The sequence below is a fragment of the Cellulomonas chitinilytica genome (assembly GCF_016862675.1).
Taxonomy (GTDB): Bacteria; Actinomycetota; Actinomycetes; order Actinomycetales; family Cellulomonadaceae; genus Cellulomonas; species Cellulomonas chitinilytica.
Genome location: NZ_BONK01000010.1, coordinates 142,577 through 158,033, shown reverse-complemented (window position 1 = coordinate 158,033; position 15,457 = coordinate 142,577). Strand labels below are relative to the sequence as shown.

Annotated in this window: 14 protein-coding genes; 11 read left to right on the top strand and 3 right to left on the bottom strand. The window is 74.3% G+C overall.

Going from position 1 to position 15,457, the window contains the following annotated elements; genetic code table 11:
* The first annotated feature begins 63 nt into the window (after positions 1-63).
* Positions 64-801, top strand: coding sequence for an SOS response-associated peptidase (locus tag Cch01nite_RS15055; RefSeq protein ID WP_203756651.1), 738 nt, complete (start codon positions 64-66; stop codon positions 799-801).
* Positions 802-833: 32 nt separating this feature from the next.
* Here the strand turns inward: Cch01nite_RS15055 and Cch01nite_RS15050 are convergent, their stop codons facing one another.
* Positions 834-1,904 carry an adenylate/guanylate cyclase domain-containing protein gene (locus tag Cch01nite_RS15050; protein ID WP_203756906.1) on the bottom strand — a complete coding sequence of 357 codons (1,071 nt, stop codon included), beginning with the start codon at positions 1,902-1,904 and terminating at the stop codon, positions 834-836.
* Positions 1,905-1,987: 83 nt separating this feature from the next.
* Positions 1,988-2,857 carry a biotin--[acetyl-CoA-carboxylase] ligase gene (locus Cch01nite_RS15045; RefSeq protein ID WP_203756649.1) on the bottom strand — a complete coding sequence of 290 codons (870 nt, stop codon included), beginning with the start codon at positions 2,855-2,857 and terminating at the stop codon, positions 1,988-1,990.
* A 132-nt stretch (positions 2,858-2,989) separates the two neighbouring features.
* Here Cch01nite_RS15045 and Cch01nite_RS15040 point away from each other — a divergent pair, with 132 nt between their 5' ends.
* The 4 genes from Cch01nite_RS15040 (at position 2,990) to Cch01nite_RS15025 (ending at position 7,171) form a co-directional block, all read left to right on the top strand.
* Positions 2,990-4,606, top strand: coding sequence for an acyl-CoA carboxylase subunit beta (locus Cch01nite_RS15040; protein ID WP_203756648.1), 1,617 nt, complete (start codon positions 2,990-2,992; stop codon positions 4,604-4,606).
* Positions 4,607-4,619: 13 nt separating this feature from the next.
* Entirely contained in the window at positions 4,620-5,180 is a 561-nt protein-coding gene (locus Cch01nite_RS15035) for a hypothetical protein (RefSeq protein ID WP_239070632.1), read from the top strand.
* Positions 5,177-5,395 (top strand): acyl-CoA carboxylase epsilon subunit, encoded by a 219-nt coding sequence (locus Cch01nite_RS15030; protein ID WP_203756646.1) that lies wholly within the window; start codon positions 5,177-5,179, stop codon positions 5,393-5,395. The genes Cch01nite_RS15035 and Cch01nite_RS15030 overlap by 4 nt, the downstream gene beginning before the upstream one ends.
* A 63-nt stretch (positions 5,396-5,458) precedes the next feature.
* Complete coding sequence (locus tag Cch01nite_RS15025) at positions 5,459-7,171, top strand: DUF885 domain-containing protein (RefSeq protein ID WP_203756644.1); 1,713 nt, start codon at positions 5,459-5,461, stop codon at positions 7,169-7,171.
* A gap of 72 nt (positions 7,172-7,243) precedes the next feature.
* Here the strand turns inward: Cch01nite_RS15025 and Cch01nite_RS15020 are convergent, their stop codons facing one another.
* The gene (locus Cch01nite_RS15020; protein WP_239070628.1) at positions 7,244-7,957 is read right to left on the bottom strand and encodes a vitamin K epoxide reductase family protein; all 714 of its coding nucleotides are present in this window, start codon (positions 7,955-7,957) and stop codon (positions 7,244-7,246) included.
* A gap of 205 nt (positions 7,958-8,162) precedes the next feature.
* Here Cch01nite_RS15020 and Cch01nite_RS15015 point away from each other — a divergent pair, with 205 nt between their 5' ends.
* From Cch01nite_RS15015 to efeB, 6 genes are all read left to right on the top strand, one after another.
* Positions 8,163-8,858: a Maf family protein gene (locus tag Cch01nite_RS15015; RefSeq protein WP_203756640.1), complete on the top strand. Its 696-nt coding sequence runs from the start codon at positions 8,163-8,165 to the stop codon at positions 8,856-8,858.
* Positions 8,859-9,101: 243 nt separating this feature from the next.
* Positions 9,102-10,916, top strand: a complete 1,815-nt coding sequence (locus tag Cch01nite_RS15010; RefSeq protein WP_203756638.1) for an ATP-binding protein — start codon at positions 9,102-9,104, stop codon at positions 10,914-10,916.
* 34 nt (positions 10,917-10,950) lie between these two features.
* Positions 10,951-11,541, top strand: a complete 591-nt coding sequence (locus Cch01nite_RS15005; RefSeq protein WP_203756631.1) for an NUDIX domain-containing protein — start codon at positions 10,951-10,953, stop codon at positions 11,539-11,541.
* Between the two features lie 157 nt (positions 11,542-11,698).
* Positions 11,699-12,586: an iron uptake transporter permease EfeU gene (efeU, locus tag Cch01nite_RS15000; RefSeq protein WP_203756629.1), complete on the top strand. Its 888-nt coding sequence runs from the start codon at positions 11,699-11,701 to the stop codon at positions 12,584-12,586.
* 101 nt (positions 12,587-12,687) lie between these two features.
* Positions 12,688-13,893, top strand: a complete 1,206-nt coding sequence (gene efeO, locus Cch01nite_RS14995) for an iron uptake system protein EfeO (protein WP_203756627.1) — start codon at positions 12,688-12,690, stop codon at positions 13,891-13,893.
* Positions 13,894-14,034: 141 nt separating this feature from the next.
* A complete protein-coding gene (gene efeB / locus Cch01nite_RS14990; protein ID WP_203756902.1) occupies positions 14,035-15,381 on the top strand; it encodes an iron uptake transporter deferrochelatase/peroxidase subunit in 1,347 nt (448 codons plus the stop codon).
* Positions 15,382-15,457: the final 76 nt, after the last annotated feature.

The window sequence follows — 15,457 nt, the reverse complement described above, 5'->3', positions numbered from 1 at the left end:
CTCGTCCGGCACGGGACCGCGGTCCGTCCGCACCATGTGGGCGCCACCTGGGACCCTGGTGCCATGTGCGGGCGATACGCGTCCTTCCGCGAGGACCAGACCTTGGCCGACGAGTTCGCCATCGCGACCGTCGCGGACGACGTCCGGCTGCTCGGGCCGTCCTGGAACGTGGCACCGACGGACGGCGTCCGGATGGTCGTCGAACGGGCCGACAAGCAGACGGGCGAGGTGACCCGCCAGCTGCGGGTCGCCCGCTGGGGACTGGTGCCGTCGTGGGCCAAGGACCCGTCGGTCGGCAGCCGGATGATCAACGCCCGGGTCGAGTCGGTCACCGACAAGCCGGCGTTCGCGCGGCCGTTCGCGACCCGGCGTGCCCTGCTGCCCGCGGACGGCTACTACGAGTGGAAGAAGCCCGGCCCGGGCGCGACGACGAAGCGCAAGCAGCCCTTCTACCTGCACCCGGAGGACGGCGAGGTCGTCGCGCTCGCCGGCCTCTACGAGTTCTGGAAGGACCCGACGAAGGCCGACGACGACCCCGATCGCTGGCTCGTGAGCACCACCGTCATCACGCGCCCCGCCACCGACGAGCTCGCCCACATCCACGACCGGCAGCCGCTCATGCTGCGTCCGGAGGCGTGGGACGCCTGGCTCAGCCCAGCCACGACCGCCGGCGAGGCGGCCGCGCTGCTCGACGCCGAGCCTCCGGCCATCGTCGCGACGCCCGTGTCGACGCAGGTCAATGCCGTGGCGAACAACGGCCCCGACCTCGTCGAGCCGGTGGAGCCGGAGCCCGAGAGCTAGGCGCACCCTCCGCCGAGCAGGCGGCGCAGCCGTCAGGCAGGCGCAGCCGTCAGCCGCACCGGTGTGACGCTCCCGATGCCCGCCAGGTCACGCGCGGGCAGCGGCTCGACCACGAACGCGGGGTCGCCGGCGAGCGCCTCTGCGGTGGCCGGGTCGGTGAGCACGGTGCTGGGCTCGGCGATGTCGGTGAGCCGGGCGGCGAGGTTCACGTGCGGCCCGAACACGTCGCCGAACCGCGACAGCACGCGCCCCCACACGAACCCCACCCGGACGGGGGTGACCCCGCGGGCCCCGTCGGCGAGCCCGGCGATCTGCTTCGCGACGCCCACGTCGAGCCCGCTGCCGAGCTGTTCGGCGAGCCCGAGCGCGATGCGCGCACCGGTCGCGGCGTCGTCGGCGACGAACAGCACGGCGTCCCCGATGGTCTTGACGACCCGGCCCCCGGCGGCGGTCACGACGTCGCGCGCGGCGGCCTCGAAGCGCTGCACGAACTGCGACAGGTCGGTGGACCCGAGGCCGGCGGTGCGTCGCGTGAACGAGACCATGTCGGCGAACCCGACGGCGCGGGCGAGCGGCAGGGCGGACCGGTCGGTGTCGCCGCCGCGCACGTGCCCGAACTCGGCGGCGTACCGGCCGGCGATCGCGGACAGCTGTCGCCGGTAGGAGTGGACGAGCTGCGCCTCGAGCACGGGGGCGAGGTCGGCGAGCCGGTCGAGGACGAGCAGCCGGGCGCTGGTGTCGTCGAGCTCGTAGCGGTCGCTCATGTCCTCGACGAGCGCTTCGACCTGCCACAGCGCGAGGCGGTCGGACGTGTGGCCGAGCGCTCTGGTAACGGTCATGACGGTCTTGATGTCGAGGCCGTGCTCCCGGACGAGCGCGGCGGCGCGGTCGACGGCCTCGGCGTCGCTCTCGGTGTAGACGGCGTCGTCGGCGGCGGCGTGGGGCAGCCCGAGGGTGCTCCAGAAGCCGCGGACCACGTCGAGGTCGATGTCGGCGCGCGCCGCGAGGTCGCTCGCGCTGAGGGTGCGCGGGCCGCCGAGGAGCGCGGCGTCGAGGTCGCCGACGGTCGACTCGACGAACTCGAGCTCGTGCCGGTCGGGCATGCCGGCGGCGACGTCGGCCGGTGCGTCGGCCGGGACGTCGGCGCCGCGGCTGGAGGGGTCGTCGGGCACGCGTCGAGGGTAGTTCACCCGGCGTCGCGGACGTGACGCACGTCACCCGCGAGGACGTGGTGCCTGTCGCCGGCGTCGTCGACGAGCACGAGCCCTCCGTCGTCGTCGAGCCCCTGGACCACCCCCGTCGTCGACCCGCCGCCCGGCTGCTCGACGCGGACGCGGGCACCGATCGTGCCGCACACGGCAGCGACCTCGTCGGCCAGGCCGGACGCCCGGGCGTCGCCACCGGCGACACGCCAGCGGCTGGCGACCTCGTCGAGCGCGGTGACGAGGGCGACGACGAGCCCGAGCCGGTCGACGTGCTGGGCACCCGCGAGCGCGAGCGACGACGCGGACTCGACGGGCAGCTCGGCGAGCGTCTGCGACACGTTCAGGCCGATCCCGATGACGACGGCCGGGTCGTGGCCGGGCGGCGCGGGGACGACCTCGGTGAGGATGCCTCCGACCTTCCGGTACGCCCCCCACCCCTCGACCGCGGTGCCGGCGGGCACGAGGACGTCGTTGGGCCACTTGAGCAGCGCGGGCACCCCCGCGGTGGCCCGCACAGCCGTCACGGCGCCCAGCCCGGCGAGGAGCGGCAGCCAGCCCCAGCGTTCGGCGGGTGCGTGCGGGCGGACGACGAACGAGCAGGTCAGCGCGGTCCCGGCGGGCGTCTCCCAGCCGCGGCCGGCCCGGCCCCGGCCACCGGTCTGGTGGTGCGCGACGAGCAGGCCGGTGTCGGGCCACGCCTCGGGGTCGGCCCGGAGGGCGTCGACGACGTCGGTGTTCGTGGACCCGGTGCTCTGCACCACCTCGACCCGGGCGAGCGGCCCGTCGGGTGCGAGCAGGAGACGGCGGAGCTCGGCGACGTCGAGGGGGGCGCGGGTGTCGTCGGTGGGCATGGCGCCCATGATGACCTGCGCCGGCCCACCACGGACAGGCCTGCCTCTTGTGGGATCCCGACGACGGCGGACCCGCAACACCGTGATCGCCCTGCACGCGCATGGTGGGGTTCCACAACTAGCCTCGGTCGGGTGACCCAGATCGACGACGCCGCCGAGACGTCCGCCCCGCAGTCCCCGCCGACCGGCACCGCCGGGAGGCTCGCCGACCTCGCCGAGCGGCACCGCGCCGGCGAGGCCGCCGAGCTGGCCGCGGTCGACAAGCAGCACGCGCGCGGCAAGAAGACCGCCCGCGAGCGCATCGAGGCGCTGCTCGACGAGGGCTCGTTCACCGAGCTCGACGCGTTCGTGCGGCACCGCTCGCAGAACTTCGGCCTCGAGAAGAAGCGCATCCCCGGCGACGGCGTCGTGGTGGGGCACGGCACGGTCGACGGCCGGCCGGTGTGCGTGTACTCGCAGGACTTCACGGTCTTCGGCGGCAGCCTCGGCGAGGTGCACGGCCAGAAGATCACCAAGGTGATGGACCTGGCGCTGCGCACGGGCGTGCCGCTCGTCGGCATCAGCGACGGCGGCGGCGCGCGGATCCAGGAGGGCGTCGCGGGCCTGACCCAGTTCGCGGAGATCTTCCGCCGCAACGTGGCCGCGAGCGGCGTGATCCCGCAGATCAGCCTCATCCTCGGCCCGTCGGCCGGTGGTGCGGTGTACTCCCCCGCGCTGACGGACTTCATCGTCATGGCGGACGGCACGTCGAACATGTTCATCACGGGCCCGGACGTCATCCGCGCGGTGACCGGCGAGGACGTGGGCTTCGAGGAGCTCGGCGGCGCGACGACGCACAGCACCCGCTCGGGCGTCGCGCACTACATGGCGTCCGACGAGGACGACGCGCTCGACTACGTCCGCTCGCTGCTCGGGTACCTGCCGGCCAACAACCTCACGGACCCGCCGGCCTACCCGCACGACGCGGACCTGTCGGTCACGGCGGAGGACGAGGAGCTCGACACGCTCGTCCCCGACTCCGACACCCAGCCGTACGACATGCGCACGGTGATCGAGCACGTCCTCGACGAGGGGGTCCTGCTCGAGGTCCAGCCGCTGTACGCGCAGAACGTCATCATCGGGTTCGGCCACGTCGAGGGGCACCCGGTCGGGGTCGTCGCGAACCAGCCGATGGCGATGGCCGGGACCCTCGACATCAACGCCGCCGAGAAGGCCGCCCGGTTCGTGCGCACGTGCGACGCGTTCAACATCCCGGTGCTCACGTTCGTGGACGTCCCCGGCTTCCTGCCCGGCACCGACCAGGAGTGGAACGGCATCATCCGGCGCGGCGCGAAGCTCATCTACGCGTACGCGGAGGCGACGGTCCCGCTGGTCACGGTCATCACCCGCAAGGCGTACGGTGGCGCGTACATCGTCATGGGCTCGAAGCAGCTCGGCGCCGACGTGAACCTCGCGTGGCCGACGGCGCAGATCGCGGTCATGGGGGCCGGCGGTGCGGTGAACATCCTGCAGCGCGGGGCGCTCGCCGCGGTCGCGAAGGACGGCGGGGACGTCGAGGCCGAGCGCCGCCGCCTGACGGCCGAGTACGAGGAGGCGATCGTCAACCCGTGGGACGCCGCCGACCGCGGCTACGTCGACGCGGTCGTCGAGCCGTCGCGGACCCGCACGGAGATCGTCAAGGCGCTGCGCCTGCTGCGCACGAAGCGCGCGAGCCTGCCGCCCAAGAAGCACGGCAACATCCCGCTCTGAGAGGACCGCCCCTTTGAACGACCATCTGCACGACGAGCAGCACGACCACGACGACCACGAGCACTCGCACAGCACGGAGCCGCTGACGGGCATCGACGCCTCGGAGCTGCACGCCGCCGTCGAGCTCCTGAGCGCCGCGCTGCACGGGTACGTCGACACGGCGGTCGGGGTGCGGGCCGAGTTCGGCGCGCACGAGGCCGACGAGGACCCGCGCGTGCTGTCGCTCGAGGGCGAGATCGGCGCGCTCAACGCGCAGCTCTACGACCTGCTGCACGACCGCCTGGGCATGCACGCGGACCTCACGGGGATGTCGTGGGGCGACGAGGACGAGACCGACGCGGACGCGCCGCCGACCCCCGACGCCGTCGACACGTTCCACCTCGGGTTCGTCGTGGGGCCGCAGGCGCAGGCGTCGGACATGTCGCTGGACTCGGTGCTGGACCTGATCGACGGGGGCGGCGCGGACATCGCGCAGCGGCTCGTGGACGCGGGGTTCGCGGTCTCCGAGTGGGGCGTCTCGCGCGGGGCCCCGGTGCTGTTCGAGGAGGACGAGGACGAGGACGGCGGGTCGTGACCGACGCGCACGTCCAGGTGGTCCGGGGCACCCCGGACGACGTCGAGCTCGCGGCCCTCGTCGCGGGGCTGCTCGCCGCGGGCTCCGACGACCGCCACCACGACGAGCTGGACGCGCCGGCGCCGTCGGCGTGGAACGACCGCAGCCGGACGGTGCGCGGGGGCGGGGCGGTCCGGACCGGCCCCGACGCGTGGCGCTGGAGCCTGCGCGGCTGACCCGCCGGGCGGGTGTGGCTGGAACGCTTCAACGCTCGCGTACCGCCCAGTAGGGTCGGGCGGGTGACGACGACGCCCGACCTTCGTGAGCCCTCCGCCATCGACGCCGTGGCCGAGGCCTACCTCAGCACCTTCGCGACGCTCGACCCGTTCGCGGCGACGAGCATCGGTGTGGCCGGCCACGACCACGAGTCGACCGACTACTCCCCCGCCGGCCACGCGGCCAGGGCCGACGCGGCACGCTCGACGCTCCAGGCCCTCGACGGGCTGTCGCCGCGCGACGACGTCGACGACGTGACGCTCGCCGCGATGCGCGAGCGGCTCGGCCTGTTCGTCGAGCACGACGACGCCGGCGAGCTGCTGCGCGACCTGAACAACATCGCGTCGCCCGTCCAGGGCATGCGCGACGTGTTCGACCTCATGCCGACCGGCACGGTCGAGGCGTGGGAGAACGTCGCCGCGCGGCTCAACGCCCTGCCCGGAACGGTCGCCGGGTACGTCGAGTCGCTGCGTGCGGCGGCCGCCGCCGGTCAGGTCGCCGCCGTGCGCCAGGTCGTCGAGGCCGCCCGGCAGGCCGCGGAGCTCGCCGACCCCGCGGAGTCGTTCTTCACGTCGTTCGTCGGCGGCAAGGAGGCCGCCGCCGTGCTCGACGACTCGGCGTCCTGCTCGCTGGTGCGCGCGGAGCTGGAGCGCGGCGCGACGGCGGCCCGGGGCGCCTACGCGACGCTGTCCGCGTTCCTGCGCGACGAGCTCGCGCCGCAGGCGCCGCAGCAGGACGCCGCGGGCCGCGACCGGTACGCGCTGTGGTCCCGGACGTTCCTCGGCGCGACCGTCGACCTCGAGGAGACGTACGCCTGGGGGGTCGACCAGCTCGACCGCGTCATCGCCGAGCAGGAGGCCGTCGCCGCGGAGGTCGCCGGGCCGGGTGCGAGCGTCGAGGACGCCGTCGCGCAGCTCGACGCCGACCCTGCGCGGCAGCTGCACGGCACCGAGGCGCTGCGGGCCTGGATGCAGGAGACGTCCGACGCGGCCATCGAGGCGCTCGACGGCCGGCACTTCGAGATCCCCGCGCCGATGCGCACCCTGGAGTGCCGGATCGCGCCGACCACGACCGGCGGCATCTACTACACGGGCCCGAGCGACGACTTCAGCCGCCCCGGCCGCATGTGGTGGTCGGTCCCGCCCGAGGTCACGACGTTCAACACGTGGCGCGAGAAGACGACCGTCTACCACGAGGGCGTCCCCGGTCACCACCTGCAGGTCGGCCAGGCCGTGTACCAGAGGGCGACACTCAACGGGTGGCGCCGCCTCCTGTGCATGACGTCCGGCCACGCGGAGGGCTGGGCGCTGTACGCCGAGCGGCTCATGGCCGACCTCGGGTTCCTCGACGACCCCGGCGACCGCCTCGGCATGCTCGACGCCCAGCGCCTGCGCTCCGCCCGTGTCGTGTTCGACATCGGCGTGCACCTGGGGCTGCGCGTGCCGGAGCGCTGGGGTGGCGGCACGTGGGACGCCGACAAGGGCTGGGAGTTCCTGCGGGCCAACGTCAACATGCCCGAGCCGTTCGTGCGCTTCGAGTGGAACCGGTACCTCGGCTGGCCCGGGCAGGCGCCGTCCTACAAGATCGGCCAGCGGCTGTGGGAGCAGACCCGCGACGAGGCCGCCGCTGCCGCCGCGAAGCGCGGCGAGGAGCTCGACCTGCGGGCGTTCCACGCGCGGGCCCTCGGGATGGGGTCGCTGCCGCTCGACGTGCTCAAGGCCGCGTTCGCGGGCTGACGCGCGTCCTGCCGGACGACGGACGGGGCGGGTGCCGTGTGCGCACCCGCCCCGTCCGTCGTGCCGTCCTCGTCAGGACAGGAGCGACGACCCGTACTTCGCGACGACCAGGATCGCGATGACGACGAGGAACGCGATCGTCACGAACCAGTCGTTCCCCGACGCCACGAAGCGCCGCAGCGGTGCACCGCGGGGGCCCGGGAACAGGTGCCCGTCGCGGATGCAGATGCGGGTCAGACCGGCCCAGACGACGGTCGTCGTCAGCGTGATGAGCAGGCACCACGGGCACAGGGCGCCGATCACGGCCCACGCCTCGTAGAACAGCCACAACGCGAAGATCAGGCCCGCGGTGTAGATCGTCTCGGCGGCGAGCATGAACCAGCGCGGGAACGTGACCCCGCCGATCATCGCGACGGCCACCGTGATGACGACCGCCTCGGCGGCGATCCCGAGGAACGCGTTCGGCCAGCCGAACAGCTGGGCCTGCCAGCGGCTCGCGACCTCCGCGCAGCTGATGACCGAGTTGAGGTCGCACCCGAACGTCGACTCGGGGTCCTTCGCGAGGGCGATGGCCTCGATGGACAGCACGAACGACGTGTACAGCCCGATGACGCCCGAGATCGCCATCTCGATCGCCGTCCGACGGCGCCACACAAGGGGTGCCGGCTGCAGCAGGTCCGGGTCGTCGTCGACGAGGTCGAGGTCGTCCTCGTACCCGTCGTCGGGGTCGAGCGCGTCGACGTCGGGGTCGCTCCCCCGGCTCGTCGGCGTGGCCGCGTCTGTCACAGCGTCTCCTTCGTTGCCGTCCGCGACCCGGTCCGTGCCGCGTCGTCGCTCCACCAGCCGCCCATTGTGCCGCGCTGACCTGTGACACGGGGCTGGACCGAGGTCCTGATCCGCCCCGGCACCCGCGCACCCTCCCGCGGACGCACCGCCGCGCCGCCCTCGCCCGACCGTGCACCGCTGCGCCCGTTCGTTAGGCTCGCGGTTCGTGACCCGTCTGCTGCTCGCCTCCGCCTCGCCCGCCCGCCGCGCCACGCTCCTCGCGGCCGGCATCGACCCGCTCGTCTCGGTCTCCGCCGTCGACGAGGTCGCGGTGCTCGAGGCGGCCCGGGCCCGCTTCGGCGACCTCGACCCGGCGGACGCGGTGCTGGTGCTCGCGCAGGCGAAGGTCGAGGACGTCGCACGGGCGCTCGCCGAGGGTGAGCTGACGGAACGGCTCGGGCTCGACGCGGACGACGCGGACGACGAGCTGCTGCTCCTCGGCTGCGACTCGATGCTCGAGCTGGACGGCGAGATCCTCGGCAAGCCGCTCGACGCGGACGACGCCGTGGCCCGCTGGCAGGCGATGCGCGGCCGCACCGGCACCCTGCACACCGGGCACTGGCTCGTCGACGAGCGCACGACGGGCGACGGCGGCGCGGGCACCGGCGGGACGCTGGGCGCGACGTCCTCGACGGTCGTGCACTTCGCGGACCTGTCCGACGACGAGATCGCGGCGTACGTCCGCACGGGCGAGCCGCTCGCGGTGGCCGGGGCGTTCACGGTCGACGGGTTGGGCGGCCCGTTCGTCGAGCGGATCGAAGGCGACCACCACGGCGTGGTGGGCCTGAGCCTGCCGCTGCTGCGCGAGCTGCTCGGGGAGATCGGCGTGACGATCCCGAGCCTCTGGCGCGACCACGCCTGACCCTCCTGACGGGCACGCCGGGCGGCGGCCCTGGGCCGGCCGTGGCCGGGCACCGTGGACGCCCGTCCGTGTGGCGAACGTTGTCGTCACCGGACAACCGAGGACGTGTGCGGGGCGATTCGCCACGATGTCGTCGTCGGGTTCCTACAAATGCGGCCGGGTCGCGGTTGGGCGGTTCCCCAATCTTGCGGGCGTGGGGTCCGTGCGCCGCGGTCAGGCGCGCGGTGCGCGTTACGGTGAGCCGTGCCCGCCATCTCCAAGGTCCTCATCGCCAACCGCGGTGAGATCGCCGTCCGCATCGCCCGTGCCTGCCGGGACGCCGGCATCGCTTCCGTCGCCGTCTACGCCGACACCGACCGGGAGGCGCTGCACGTCCGGACGGCCGACGAGGCGTTCGCCCTGGGCGGCGCCCGCGCGGCCGAGACGTACCTCGACATCGCCAAGCTCCTCGACGTGGCGCGCCGGGCCGGCGCGGACGCCGTGCACCCGGGGTACGGCTTCCTCGCCGAGAACGCCGACTTCGCGCGCGCCGTGATCGGCGCCGGTCTCGTGTGGATCGGCCCGCCGCCGTCGGCCATCGAGTCGCTCGGCGACAAGGTGAGCGCCCGGCACATCGCGCAGCGCGCCGGCGCCCCCCTGGTCCCGGGCACCCCCGACCCCGTCGCGGGGCCGGCCGAGGTCCACGCGTTCGTCGCGGAGCACGGGCTGCCCGTCGCGATCAAGGCGGCGTTCGGCGGCGGCGGTCGCGGCCTCAAGGTGGCGCGCACGGTCGACGAGATCGACGAGCTGTTCGAGTCCGCCACCCGCGAGGCCGTCGCGGCGTTCGGTCGCGGCGAGTGCTTCGTCGAGCGCTACCTCGACAAGCCGCGGCACGTCGAGACGCAGTGCCTCGCCGACGAGCACGGCACCGTCGTCGTCGTCTCGACGCGTGACTGCTCCCTGCAGCGCCGCCACCAGAAGCTCGTCGAGGAGGCGCCCGCGCCGTTCCTCAGCGACACGCAGCACAAGCAGCTCGTCGAGTCGAGCATCGCGATCCTGCGCGAGGCCGGCTACGTCGGCGCCGGGACGTGCGAGTTCCTCGTCGGGGTCGACGGCACCATCTCGTTCCTCGAGGTCAACACGCGGCTCCAGGTCGAGCACCCGGTCACCGAGGAGATCAGCGGCATCGACCTGGTCCGGGAGCAGCTGCGCGTCGCGCAGGGCGAGCCCCTGGGCTACGACCGCGTCGAGACGCGCGGCCACTCGATCGAGTTCCGCATCAACGGCGAGGACCCCGGCGCCGGGTTCCTGCCCGCCCCGGGACGGATCACCACCCTGAGGTTCCCGGCCGGTCCGGGCGTCCGGGTCGACTCGGGCGTCGTCGAGGGCGACACCGTGTCCGGCATGTTCGACTCGATGATCGCCAAGCTGATCGTCACGGGTGCGGACCGCCCGCAGGCGCTCGCGCGTGCACGGCGGGCGCTCGCGGAGCTCGAGGTCGTCGGCATCCCCACCGTGGTGCCGTTCCACCGGGCGGTGCTGGACGCGCCCGAGTTCGCCCCGGCCGACCCGGAGCAGCCGTTCGGCGTGCACACCCGCTGGATCGAGACGGAGTTCGCCGACCGCCTCGGGCAGCTCGCCGCGGCCCCGGCGCCGGCCCCGACCGAGGACGACGAGGAGCCCGCGACGCTGGAGCGCGTCGTCGTCGAGGTCGGGGGCAAGCGCCTCGAGGTCGTCCTGCCCGCCGCGCTGGCGCTGGGGCGCGGCCCCGGAGGACCTGCCCGTCCGGGCGGTGCCGGCTCGCGCGGCCCGGCCGCCCGTCGTCCCGTGCGTCGTGGCCCTGCGAAGGCGGCCCCCGGCAACGGCACCGTGCTCGCGTCGCCGATGCAGGGCACGATCGTCAAGGTCGCCGTCGCGGAGGGTGCGCAGGTCGCCGAGGGCGACCTGGTCGTCGTGCTCGAGGCGATGAAGATGGAGCAGCCGCTCGTCGCGCACCGCGCCGGGACCGTCACCGGGCTCGCTGCGGGGGTCGGGTCGAGCGTGAGCGCCGGCACCGCGATCTGCGAGATCGTCGGCTGACCCGTTGGAGGACCGCACGTCGGCCGAGCCGCGCATGACCGCGCCACCGGACGACGTGACCAGCGGCCCTCCCCCGGGTGTGCGGCACCACCGCCAGCCCGGCGACGGCTGGGTGGAGTGCGCGTGCGGCCGTCGGCACTGGGGCCTGCACGGCGCGGCCGGCCTGCTGCTGACGCGGCGGGACGCGCACGGTCGCCCCGTCGCCGTCGTGCTGCAGCACCGCGCCCCGTGGAGCGACCAGGGCGGCACGTGGGGCCTGCCGGGCGGTGCCCGGACGCCGCACGAGTCGGCGGAGGACGCCGCGCTGCGGGAGGCCGCGGAGGAGGCGGGGATCGCCCCGTCGGCCGTGCGGGTGCGGGGCACCAGCGTGCTCGCGCACCCCGACTGGTCGTACACGACCGTGCTCGCCGACGAGCTGGCCCCGGTGGAGCCGTCGGCGACGGACGCGGAGAGCGTCGAGGTGCGCTGGGTGGCGGTCGAGGACGTCGACGGCCTGGCGCTGCTGCCGGCGTTCGCCGACGCGTGGCCGGACCTGCGGCGACGCCTCTGGGCGACGGGCGACGCACCCTCCCGGGACGGGCACACCCCGACGGGTGGGACGCCGGGCGACCCGTCGACCGCATGACGAGGCTCACACGGGCATCCTCGGACGACCGTCGCGCGGCACCGCCGGCGGGGAGTATCGTCACCGCACGGTGAGGTAAGCCTGTCCTCACCGCCACCGCACCACCCGCCGCGGGTCCGCTGCGCACGGTGCCGCGCCCCACCGACGGAAGCACACCATGGTCGCGAACTACCTGATCGGACTCCGCGAAGGCCTCGAGGCCGCGCTCGTCGTCTCGATCCTCGTCGCCTACCTCGTCCGCACCGGACGCCGGGACCTGCTCCCGACCCTCTGGGTCGGCGTCACCATCGCGGTCGCCGCGTCGCTCGCGTTCGGCGCGCTCCTCACGTTCGGCCCGCAGGGGCTGTCGTTCGAGGCGCAGGAGGCCATCGGCGGCACGCTGTCGATCCTCGCCGTCGGGCTCATCACCTGGATGATCTTCTGGATGGCGCGCACGGCGCGGCACCTCAAGTCGGACCTGCAGCACAAGCTCGACGACGCGGTCGCCGCCGGCAAGCGGGCCGTGGTCGTCATGGCGCTGCTGGCCGTCGGGCGCGAGGGCCTCGAGACGGCCCTGTTCCTGTGGGCGGGCGCGCAGGCGACGAGCGGCGAGTCGGGCACCACCGGCCCGATCGTGGGCGCGGCCCTCGGCCTGGCCACCGCGGTCGTCCTCGCGTGGCTGCTCTACAAGGGCGCGGTGAAGGTCGACCTGCGGCTCTTCTTCGGCTGGACCGGCATGTTCCTCGTGCTCGTGGCCGCCGGCGTGCTGTCGTACGGCGTGCACGACCTCCAGGAGGCGGGCATCCTGCCGGGCCTGAACAACCTCGCCTTCGACGTCTCGTCGACCGTCCCGCCGACCAGCTGGTACGGCACCCTCGCGAAGGGCGTCTTCAACTTCACGCCGGCCACCACCTGGCTCCAGGCGGTCGTGTGGGTCGCGTACGTGATCCCGACCATGTGGTTCTTCGTCCGCATCGCCTGGGCGAAGCCGCCGGCCCGTCCCGTCCAGGCCGCCGCACCGGCCACCGTCCCGGCCGCCGCGGCCGACGCCGCCGTGGCCCGCTGATCCCCCGGGCGTCGGGCTCGTCCCCCGCCGCCGTCACCCCGCACCGACCACCGTCGGCGTGCGCGCAGCGCACCCGCACCTGAACGCTCCCGAGGAGTCCGATGTCCCGCCGCTCCGCCACCGCGCTCGCGCTGGCCGCCCTCGTCCTGCCGCTCACCGCCGCCTGCGTCCCGAACGACACGTCCGGCGACGGCGCGAGCGGGGCGGCCTCGACCGGGCCGCTCACCGTGCGCTCCACCGCCGACGCGTGCGAGGTGTCCGCGTCGTCCGTGGCGGCGGGTCCGGTGACGTTCTCGGTGACCAACGACGGCGACGACGTCACGGAGTTCTACCTGCTCGGCGAGGACGGCCTGCGGGTCGTCGCGGAGGTCGAGAACATCGGACCCGGCCTGAGCCGGGACCTCGTCGCGCAGGTCCGCCCGGGCACCTACTGGACGTCGTGCAAGCCCGGCATGGTCGGCGACGGCATCCGTGCCGAGTTCACGGTGACCGACTCGGGCTCTGCCGTCACGCCGACGGGCGACGCCGCCGAGCAGCTCGCCACGGCCGAGAGCCAGTACGTCGCCTACGTGAAGGACCAGGTGGGCGCGCTCGTCGCCGCCACGCAGGAGTTCGCCGATGCCTACGCCGCCGGTGACGACGCGAAGGCCCGCGACCTCTACGCCGCCACGCGCGTGCACTGGGAGCGCGTCGAGCCCGTCGCGGAGTCGTTCGGCGACCTCGACCCGCTGCTCGACCTGCGCGAGGCGGACCTCGAGGAGGGTCAGACGTGGACGGGCTGGCACCTCGTCGAGAAGGACCTGTGGCAGCCGACACCCGACGCGAACGGCGGGGTCACCTACACGCCCCTGACCCCGGAGCAGCGCAAGGCCGCCGCGGACGACATCGTCGCGAACACCGCGAAGCTCCAGGAGCAGGTCACCGACCCGCAGTTCACGTTCGAGGCGTTCCAGATCGCGAACGGCGCCAAGGAGCTCCTCGACGAGGTCGCGACCGGCAAGGTCACCGGCGAGGAGGAGATCTGGTCGCACACCGACCTGTGGGACTTCCAGGCGAACGTCGACGGTGCGCGCGTCGCGTTCGAGGTCCTCGGTGACGTCGTGACGGCCAAGGACGCCGACCTCGCGGACGAGCTCACGCAGCGGTTCACCGACCTGCAGACGCTGCTCACGGCGCAGGGCTCGGTCGAGACCGGGTTCACCTCCTACACCGACCTCACCGAGGCGCAGGTCAAGGAGCTCGCCGCGGCCGTGGACGCCCTGTCCGAGCCGCTGTCGCAGCTCACCGCGACCGTCACGGGCGCCTGACCCGCGACACCACACCACCAGGAGCCGCCTGTGTCCGCCCCCACGGACCCGCACGACGACCCGACGCCCGGCCTCGCCGCCGGTCGGGCCGCCGACGCGCCCGACGTCGCGACCTCGGCCCCGACGGGGCGCGGCCCCGCGATGTCCCGTCGGGCCCTGCTCGGGCTCGGCGGCGGGATCGCCGCCGGTGTCGCCGCGGGGTTCGGGCTGGCCCGTGCCACGGGGGTCGCCGAGCCGGCGACGGCCGCGGCGCCGGTGTCGTCGGGCCCCGGCACGTACGCGTTCACGGGGACGCACCAGGCCGGCATCGTCACACCGGCGCAGGACCGGCTCTACCTCGCGGCGTTCGACGTCACCACGACGTCGCGCGACGAGCTCGTGGCCCTCCTGCGCCGGTGGACGACGATCGCCGCCCGGCTCACGCAGGGCCTGTCGGCCGGCCCGTACGGCCCCGCCTCCGGGCCGTACGACGCCCCGCCGGACGACACCGGCGAGGCGGCGGACGTGCCGCCCGCCGGCCTGACGATCACGTTCGGGTTCGGCCGGTCGCTGTTCGTGGGGACGCCCGGACCCGACGGGTCCCCCGGGACCGACCGGTTCGGCCTCGCCGGCAAGCTCCCCGGCGGGCTCGTCGAGCTCCCGCACTTCGCCGTCGACAACCTCGAACCGGCCCGCAGCGACGGCGACCTCGTCGTCCAGGCGTGCGCGGACGACCCGCAGGTCGCGGTCCACGCGATCCGCAACCTGTCCCGGGCCGCGTTCGGCGCGGCCACGATCCGCTGGACCCAGCTCGGGTACGGCCGGACGTCGTCGACCAGCACGAGCCAGCGCACGCCCCGCAACCTGTTCGGCTTCAAGGACGGCACCGCGAACGTCAAGGCCGAGGAGACGGACGCGCTCGACGAGCACGTCTGGGTCCCCGCCGGCGCGGCCGCGCAGGACACCACGGACTCCACGTGGCTCACCGGCGGCAGCTACCTGGTCGCCCGCCGCATCCGGATGCGGATCGAGACGTGGGACCGCACGTCGCTGCGGGAGCAGGAAGGCCTCGTCGGCCGCACCAAGGGCGAGGGCGCACCGCTGTCGGGCGGCCAGGAGCACACCGAGCCCGACTTCGCCCGCACCGGGCGCGGCGGCGCGCCCCTGATCCCGGTCGACTCGCACGTCAGGCTCGCCCACCCGGACCAGAACGCGGGCGTGCGGATGCTGCGCCGCGGGTACAACTTCACGGACGGCAACGACTCCCTCGGCCGGCTCGACGCGGGGCTGTTCTTCCTGGCGTTCGTGCGGGACCCGCGCACGCACTACATCCCGATGCAGACGCAGCTCTCCAGCCAGGACGGGCTCATGGAGTACCTGGAGCACACGGGGTCCGGGCTGTTCGCCGTGCCGCCGGGGGTCCCCGACGGGTCGCTCCCGCTCGGTGCCGACGGCACACCCGCGGCGACCGACGACGGCCCGTTCGTCGGCGAGGCGCTGTTCGCCTGACCGGGCCGCGACCGCCCGCGCACGATCACCCGGGCGGCGCCGACCGGCCGGAGCAGCGTGCGGCCGGAGTAGCGTG

Bases quoted from the DNA above. Each gene is read 5' to 3' on its own strand.
- Cch01nite_RS15055 (WP_203756651.1), top strand. From the start codon at position 64: ATGTGCGGGCGATACGCGTCCTTCCGCGAGGACCAGACCTTGGCCGAC.
- Cch01nite_RS15050 (WP_203756906.1), bottom strand. From the start codon at position 1,904: ATGCCCGACCGGCACGAGCTCGAGTTCGTCGAGTCGACCGTCGGCGAC.
- Cch01nite_RS15045 (WP_203756649.1), bottom strand. From the start codon at position 2,857: ATGCCCACCGACGACACCCGCGCCCCCCTCGACGTCGCCGAGCTCCGC.
- Cch01nite_RS15005 (WP_203756631.1), top strand. From the start codon at position 10,951: ATGACCGCGCCACCGGACGACGTGACCAGCGGCCCTCCCCCGGGTGTG.
- efeU (WP_203756629.1), top strand. From the start codon at position 11,699: ATGGTCGCGAACTACCTGATCGGACTCCGCGAAGGCCTCGAGGCCGCG.
- efeO (WP_203756627.1), top strand. From the start codon at position 12,688: ATGTCCCGCCGCTCCGCCACCGCGCTCGCGCTGGCCGCCCTCGTCCTG.
- efeB (WP_203756902.1), top strand. From the start codon at position 14,035: ATGTCCCGTCGGGCCCTGCTCGGGCTCGGCGGCGGGATCGCCGCCGGT.